The sequence below is a fragment of the Herbaspirillum sp. UBA812 genome (assembly GCF_002296545.1).
GTDB classification, from domain to species: domain Bacteria; phylum Pseudomonadota; class Gammaproteobacteria; order Burkholderiales; family Burkholderiaceae_D; genus Herbaspirillum; species Herbaspirillum huttiense.
In genome coordinates this window covers 1-6,782 of the sequence record NZ_DBIC01000293.1, presented here as the reverse complement: position 1 = coordinate 6,782, position 6,782 = coordinate 1, and the positions used below count along the sequence as shown (strand labels likewise).

At 61.9% G+C, this 6,782-nt stretch carries 4 protein-coding genes and 1 pseudogene; 1 reads left to right on the top strand and 4 read right to left on the bottom strand.

What is annotated here, in order from left to right; genetic code table 11:
- Positions 1-904: isocitrate lyase (gene aceA, locus B3873_RS20165; RefSeq protein WP_286868582.1), on the bottom strand; the 904-nt coding region annotated here is incomplete at its 3' end.
- A gap of 494 nt (positions 905-1,398) precedes the next feature.
- Between aceA and B3873_RS20160 the strand changes: the two genes are divergently transcribed.
- Positions 1,399-3,630, top strand: coding sequence for an FUSC family membrane protein (locus B3873_RS20160; protein ID WP_134222233.1), 2,232 nt, complete (start codon positions 1,399-1,401; stop codon positions 3,628-3,630).
- Positions 3,631-3,705: 75 nt separating this feature from the next.
- Here the strand turns inward: B3873_RS20160 and rraA are convergent, their stop codons facing one another.
- The 3 genes and pseudogenes from rraA to B3873_RS20145 form a co-directional block, all read right to left on the bottom strand.
- Complete coding sequence (gene rraA / locus B3873_RS20155) at positions 3,706-4,206, bottom strand: ribonuclease E activity regulator RraA (RefSeq protein ID WP_134222232.1); 501 nt, start codon at positions 4,204-4,206, stop codon at positions 3,706-3,708.
- Positions 4,207-4,262: 56 nt separating this feature from the next.
- The gene (locus B3873_RS20150) at positions 4,263-6,011 is read right to left on the bottom strand and encodes a diguanylate cyclase (protein WP_286868577.1); all 1,749 of its coding nucleotides are present in this window, start codon (positions 6,009-6,011) and stop codon (positions 4,263-4,265) included.
- A gap of 473 nt (positions 6,012-6,484) precedes the next feature.
- Positions 6,485-6,782: pseudogene (locus B3873_RS20145) on the bottom strand (type VI secretion system ATPase TssH); the annotation flags it as partial.

Genomic DNA, 6,782 nt, shown 5'->3' with positions numbered 1-6,782 from the left:
ACTTGGCGTGGATGGCTTCGGCGAAGGTCTTGGCAAAGGCCAGGTCGGGCTTGCCGGTTTCGCACCAGACCATGTCCGCATACTCCGCATAGGCCAGGCCACGCGAGATCGCCTGGTCGATGCCCGGATGGGTCTTGAAGAAGCCTTCCACGGTGCGCTCGCCCGACAGGAAAGGCTTGTCGTTGGCATCCACGTCGGAGGTCAGCAGGTCGGCGGCTTCGGCATCGGTACGGGCGATCACCAGGGTCTTGGTGCCCATGACGTCGGCAGCCAGGCGAGCGGCGTTGAGCTTCTCACAGGCTTCGCGGGTCGGCACCAGCACCTTGCCACCCATGTGGCCGCACTTCTTGACCGAGGCCAGCTGGTCTTCGAAGTGAACGCCTGCCGCACCGGCTTCGATCATCGACTTCATCAGTTCGAAGGCATTCAGGACGCCACCGAACCCGGCTTCGGCATCGGCCACGATGGGCGCGAAGAAGTCGATGTCGTCACGGCCTTCGGACCACTGGATCTGGTCGGCACGGGCGAAGGTGTTGTTGATGCGCTTGACCACCATCGGCACCGAGTTGGCCGGGTACAGCGACTGGTCGGGATACATTTCACCGGCCAGGTTGGCGTCGCCGGCGACTTGCCAGCCGGACAGGTAGATCGCCTTCAGGCCGGCCTTCACCTGTTGCATGGCCTGGTTGCCGGTCAGGGCGCCGAGGGCGTTGACGAAGGGTTCATCGTGGACCAGGTTCCAGAGCTTGTCGGCACCGCGCTTGGCCAGGGTGTGCTCGATTTGCAGCGAGCCGCGCAGGCGGACCACGTCGGCGGCGCTGTAGTTGCGCTTGATGCCCTTCCAGCGGGGGTTCTCTGCCCAGTCGCGTTCCAGGGCCTGGATTTGCTGTTCACGTGTGCTCATGTGGATCTCCTTGTTGGTCAATATGAAGTGGCTTGAAACCGGATGAAATCGTTGATTCCATGACTTCATAGTAGGCCTGGCGGAGCGGAGCAACAATGTCTTATATAAGATATCTGTAAAATTTTTATACCAATATAATCATGCACTTACGCGCTCTATTTTGCGATACGAAACGAAAATCCGGAGAATGAAAAGGAATTTTGATGCAGCGCACTCGTACTTTTCACCATACGAAATGACGATTTCGTATCGTAAAAAAAGCACGGAGATGAAACCTCTTGCACGCTCATCGTTCATATCACCGCGATCGTTGATGACGTTTTCGACCGGTCCAGGCCGCACTGGCGTCCGAAGATCCGTTTTTTCCTTCATCTATCGACTCGTCAAACTGTCTTCCACGACCCAAGGCGCTCGGGTTGTCTAATTGCAAAAGAAGGCAGAGAATAAGCGCCTAACTCATTCCAAAGCGGTGATGCAACGCCGCCCCTGTCTACATGCATTACGCCCTGGACATTCGCACCTTCCTCTTCAGTCATTATTTCTATACAGGTGTGCGGATCGCGATCGGGGTGGTCGGCCTGACCCTGCTGGTGTTCAACGTCGCCGACATGCCGACCACGATGACGGTCTTCCTGGGTGCCCTCTGTACCAGCCTGATGGACCTGCCCAGCCCGCTGCGCCACAAGTTCAACGAGATGCTGGCCGGGGTGCTGCTCTGTACGGTGGTGATGCTGGTCATCAGCCTCTGTGCGCCGGTGCCGTGGCTGGTCAGCGCGATGATGGTAGTGGTGAGCTTCTTCGCCAGCATGATGGTGGTCTACGGCAAGAAGACCATGCCGCTGCAGTTCGCCGCGCTCATGGTGATGACGCTGTCGATGGAGAACCAGGTCCCCATTGCCGACGCCTTCCTGCATGCGGGCCTGTTCCTGGGCGGCGGGCTGGGCTATCTGGCTTATTCGATGGTGGTATCGTGGTTCCTGCGCCGCCGCATCAAGCAGCAGGTGCTGGCCGAGGCGCTGTTCGAGCTGGCACGCTACCTGCGCATCAAGGCCGACTTCTATGACGTCAAGCATGACCTGGCCAGCCAGTTCAACCAGCTGGTGCGCCAGCAGATCGTGGTGGCCGACAAGCAGCAGGCCTCGCGCGACCTGATCCTGCGCGACCTGCATACCAAGCAGGATGGCCTGCTGGTGCAGGTGCACCTGTCGATGCTGGAACTGTATGAACAGGTGCTCTCCACCCACGCCGACTATGCCCTCCTGCGCCAGCACTTCGGCGAGTCCGACGTGATGATCTTCCTGCGCGACCTGGCCACCAAGGCGGCGCAGGACATCGAATCGATCGCCTATGCGATTACCCGCAAGAAGGCCTCCGAACCCAGTGTGAACTACAAGGCCGAGCTGCGCGCGGTGCAGTTCGAGATGCAGGAACTGGCCCAGCCCGGTCCGCGCCAGGCCTCGCAGGAAGCGCTCACGCTGCTGCGCGTGACCTACAACAAGATCCGCGACATCATCGAATTCATCGGCCAGGTGCACCAGGCCACGCAGAACCCGGTCGATCCGCTGCCCATCTTGCCGGGTTCGGACATGACGCCCTTCCTGACCCAGCAGAAATTCAAGTTCAACATGCTGCTGGTGAACCTGCGCTGGCAGTCGCCGATCTTCCGCTTCGCCATCCGGGTGGCGCTGGCCGTCACCACGGGCCTCTGGATTGCCGGGCTGCTGCCCTACATGGCGCACGGTTATTGGATCGTGCTGACCATCGTCATCATCCTCAAACCCAATTTCAGCGCCACCAAGCAGCGCATGGCGGACCGCCTGATCGGCACCGTGATCGGCTGCCTGATCACCATGCTGATCCTGCGCTTCGTGCACAATCCGCTGGGCCAGTTGGCGGTGCTGTTCGCCGCCAGCGTGGCGGCCCCTGCCTTCACCTACATCAAGTACCGCTACACGGCCATTGCGGCTTCGGTGCAGATCCTGATGCTGCTCAACCTGCTGGTCCCGGCCGGTCACCAGGGCGTGATCGGCGAGCGGCTCATCGATACCCTCATCGGCGTGGTCATCGCCACCGTCTTCAGCTACGTGCTGCCAGCCTGGGAGTACCGCGACCTGCCCAAGCTGCTGCGCAACGTGCTCAAGTCCAGCCAGCGCTATCTGACGGCCAGCCGCGACCTGCTGGAGGGCAAGGTCAAGGATGATTTCTTCTACCGGGTCTGCCGCAAGGGCTTCATGGACAGCCTGGCCGCGCTCATCTCGGCGCTGGTACGGATGATGGATGAACCGGCCACCAAGCAGCGCGCGGTGCGTGAACTGAACCGTTTCATCGTGCAGAACTACCTGGTGGCGGCCCACATTGCTGCCCTGCGCCTGATGCTGCGGCGGCATCAGGAAAACATGCCACAAAGTGCAGTGGCCCGGCTGATCGAGGAGACCTATCTGGAAGCCAGCCAGCACCTGGCCGAAGCCCAGCGCCTGCTGGCCCCCAAGCCGAGAAAGCGTGGCGGTGCGGTAGTGGTGTCGCCCGAAGCCGCCGAGGACAAGGCCCTGTCCGGCAAGATCGAACTGATCGGCCCGGTCACGCCGGAACCGGTACCGGCCGAAGCCAGCGCCTGGTCCGGCTGGGACAACCTGCGCCGCCGGACCAGCCTGCTGAATCAGGATTTGAAGGAAATTGTCAGCCAGACCGAGGCCATCGACCGGGTACTCCGCAAAACCCCGGACTGAGCGGCTTGGCGGGCTCAAACAAAAGCCCGCACGCGGCGGGCTTGAAAGCTTGCAACAGAAGGTGAAGGAAAACGCTCAAAGCCGGGTACGCGACACCAGCACCCCGTCCACATCGGCATAGATCCAGTCGCCCGGATGCACCGCCACGCCGGCAATGCCGACCTTGATGTCGGCATCCCCTGCCCCCTTGCGGAAGCTGCGCTGCGGATGGGTAGCGAGCGCCCGGATGCCGACCTCGCAGGCATTGAGTTCAGCCGCATCGCGCACACAGCCATTGACCAGGATGCCGGCCCAGCCATTGTCCTGCGCCAGCTGTGCCAGGTTGCCGCCGACCAGGGCGCAACGCAGGCTGCCGCCGCCGTCGACCACCAGTACGTCGCCGTTGCCCGGGGTTTCCAGGGCCTTGCGCACCAGCACGTTGTCCTCGAAGACCTTGAGCGTACGCGCCGGACCGGCGAAGACCTGCTTGCGGCCGAAGGAGGCAAAGATGGGCGGCAGGACGTGCAGCGTGCCGGCGCTCAGCTTGTCTTCGTTGGCGTCACACAGGTCACAGGTGGCAAAGCTGGCAAGAGTCATGGGGTTCTCCGGGCGTTCGATGGTGGGTCTGGGCGCACCTGAAGGCAAATCACAAATCACACTGACAAGATGCGATGCAGGCGCTTCTGGTCGAACATACGTGAATCGGCCACCCGCAGCAAGGTTTCGACATCCAGCCCGTCGTCCGGATAGAGCGACACGCCGACCGATGCATCGACCGTATAGTACTGGCCATCCCGCCCTGCGATGGGCTTGTTGACGGCGTGCCGGATCTTGTCGGCGATGCTGCGGGCCACGTCCATCTCGGTCACGCCATGCAGGTAGACCACGAATTCGTCGCCGCCGAAACGCGCCACCGAATCATCATGGCGCAGGCTGTGCTGCAGGCGCTCGGCGATGGCAATGAGGACCTTGTCGCCCTCGTCATGGCCGTATTCATCATTGACTGCCTTGAACCGGTCGAGATCGATGAAGAGCAAGGCAAAGTGCAGCGGCACGGCCTGCGAACTGTTGCGTCGGCGGAAATCGATCTGCGCGATCAGCGAATCGCGATTGAGGACATTGGTAAGCCGGTCGGTGCGCAGGTTGCGCTCCATCTCCACGAAGCTTTGCGCGAGCTGGCCGATTTCGTCATTGCGGTCGATGTTGAGGGCCGGGAACGGGCTGCCGTTGCCGATACTCTTGGCGGCCAGGGTCAGCTTGCGGATATCGCGCAGCACCCAGCGCAGCAGCAGGAAACCGATCACGAAGGTCAGGCAGACCGCGATCAGGCCCAGCGTCAGCGTCTGGTAGACGCCGCTGGTGACCGACCCCAGGAAGTCCGAGCGCGGTGCCGCGCTGATGGACAGCCAGGCCAGTCCGGCGGGATCACGGTAGAGGCGAAAGGCCACCTCGATCTTGCTGCCTTCGCTGCGCGATCCCAGCAGGATCAGCTTGTCCGGCTCGGGCGGGTGCGTGCCCAGATAGCGCTGCACTTCCGCGAAAGCCTGCCGCACCAGCGGCGACTTGCTCTGTCCGGCATTGAGCCGCAGCGGTTCGCCACCGTTCTCGCCGGCCTGGTAGATGGGTTCATCGAGGGAGGTGGCGACCATGTCCCCCTTCATCTCCGTGACGAAGGCCACGCCCTGGGCGCTCAGAGGCACCTGGCGCAGCAGATCGGTCAGTTGCTGCAATCCGATGCTGCTGTTGGCCACACCGAGCAGGCTGCCATCCTCGGCGAAGATCGGCTTGGACAGGTTGATGCCGACGATGGCCTTGTTGCGGTAGTCGACATAGACCGGTGACCAGGTCTCCCGGCCCTGCTGCACGGCCTGCAGGTACCAGGGCCGCTTGCGCGGTTCGTAATCCTGTACGGCGGTCAGTTTCATCTCGGTCCCGGGACCGCGCAGGTAGTAGACGAAATTCTTCTGTCCCGGCTCGCGTACGCTGTACATGAAGACCTGCGGCTGCTCCTGCTTGATTCCCAGGAAACTGCCGTCGGCACCGCCGAAATAGACGTAGCTGGGCTCATCGAAGAGCGAATTGGCCAGCCACAGGCGGTCTTCCAGCTCCTTGCGGCTTTTGGGGAAAGGCAGCGCAGCCGGTGCTTGCCCGGCCTCGGCCGGCGGCACCGGCGGCGGCGCGATGACGTTGAGGGTTTCGCGGGCCCCCATTGTCTGGCGCGTGATGGCCTGGCTGACGCGGCCCATCACTTCGGTCAGGGCATTGCGCGCCAGCACCTCGGTGGCATCGTCGCCCGCCCGGTACAGGAACCAGCCGATGGTCAGCATCAGGCAGACCATCAAAAAGATGAACGGCAAGATGAACAGCCGCTGCAAGGACGATTGCTTCAGAATCGCCCCCATACGCCCCTGCTGCTGACGTGACCCCAAATGACGGATATGACCATGAATTCCTTGCTGCCAGGTATCGCAAACCCGCCCGGCCGTTGCCGCGCTGGCTTGCTCCTTTATCGATGGCGCACCGGTCTTGTCTGTTCAGGCGCGTCCCCCTTGTAGTGAAGTAAATATCACATTCCCCCTCGCTTGGGGAGGGTTTTTTTGCGATGCGGCGTAATAAAGCACGCCCGTCAACCTCGCCAAGAGCCGCACTGGGCGCGGAGAAGTGCCATTTCGCCAATTATTGTAAATGTATTACAACTTTTACGGACACCTGTGCAAGCCAGGCCGCCCTGCTTGCGCTTTTGCTGGCGCAAATTCATGAAAAAACGGCGGGACATGAACACATGTCCCGCCGCTTGTCAGCCCTGAATACCAGGACCTTCACTTTCATGAGGGAGCTGGTCTGCCCGGCCGCAAGACCAGGCAGACCAGGGGTCTCAGCCCTTGCTGAAGGCCAGCTGGCCGTTCTGCACCTCCACGTGGACCACGTCCTTGGGACCGAACTTGCCCGCCAGGATCTGCTTGGACAGCGGGTTTTCGATCTCCTGCTGGATGGCACGCTTGAGCGGACGCGCCCCGTAGACCGGATCGAAGCCGGCCTCGGCGATCTTCTGCAAACCAGCCTCGCTGATCTGCAATCCGATCTCCAGCTTGGCCAGGCGCTGCTCCAGGATGCGCAGCTGGATCTTGGCGATGGCGCCGATGTTCTTGGCGTCCAGCGCGTGGAAGACCACG

Bases quoted from the DNA above. Each gene is read 5' to 3' on its own strand.
- B3873_RS20160 (WP_134222233.1), top strand. From the start codon at position 1,399: ATGCATTACGCCCTGGACATTCGCACCTTCCTCTTCAGTCATTATTTC.
- rraA (WP_134222232.1), bottom strand. From the start codon at position 4,206: ATGACTCTTGCCAGCTTTGCCACCTGTGACCTGTGTGACGCCAACGAA.
- B3873_RS20150 (WP_286868577.1), bottom strand. From the start codon at position 6,011: ATGGGGGCGATTCTGAAGCAATCGTCCTTGCAGCGGCTGTTCATCTTG.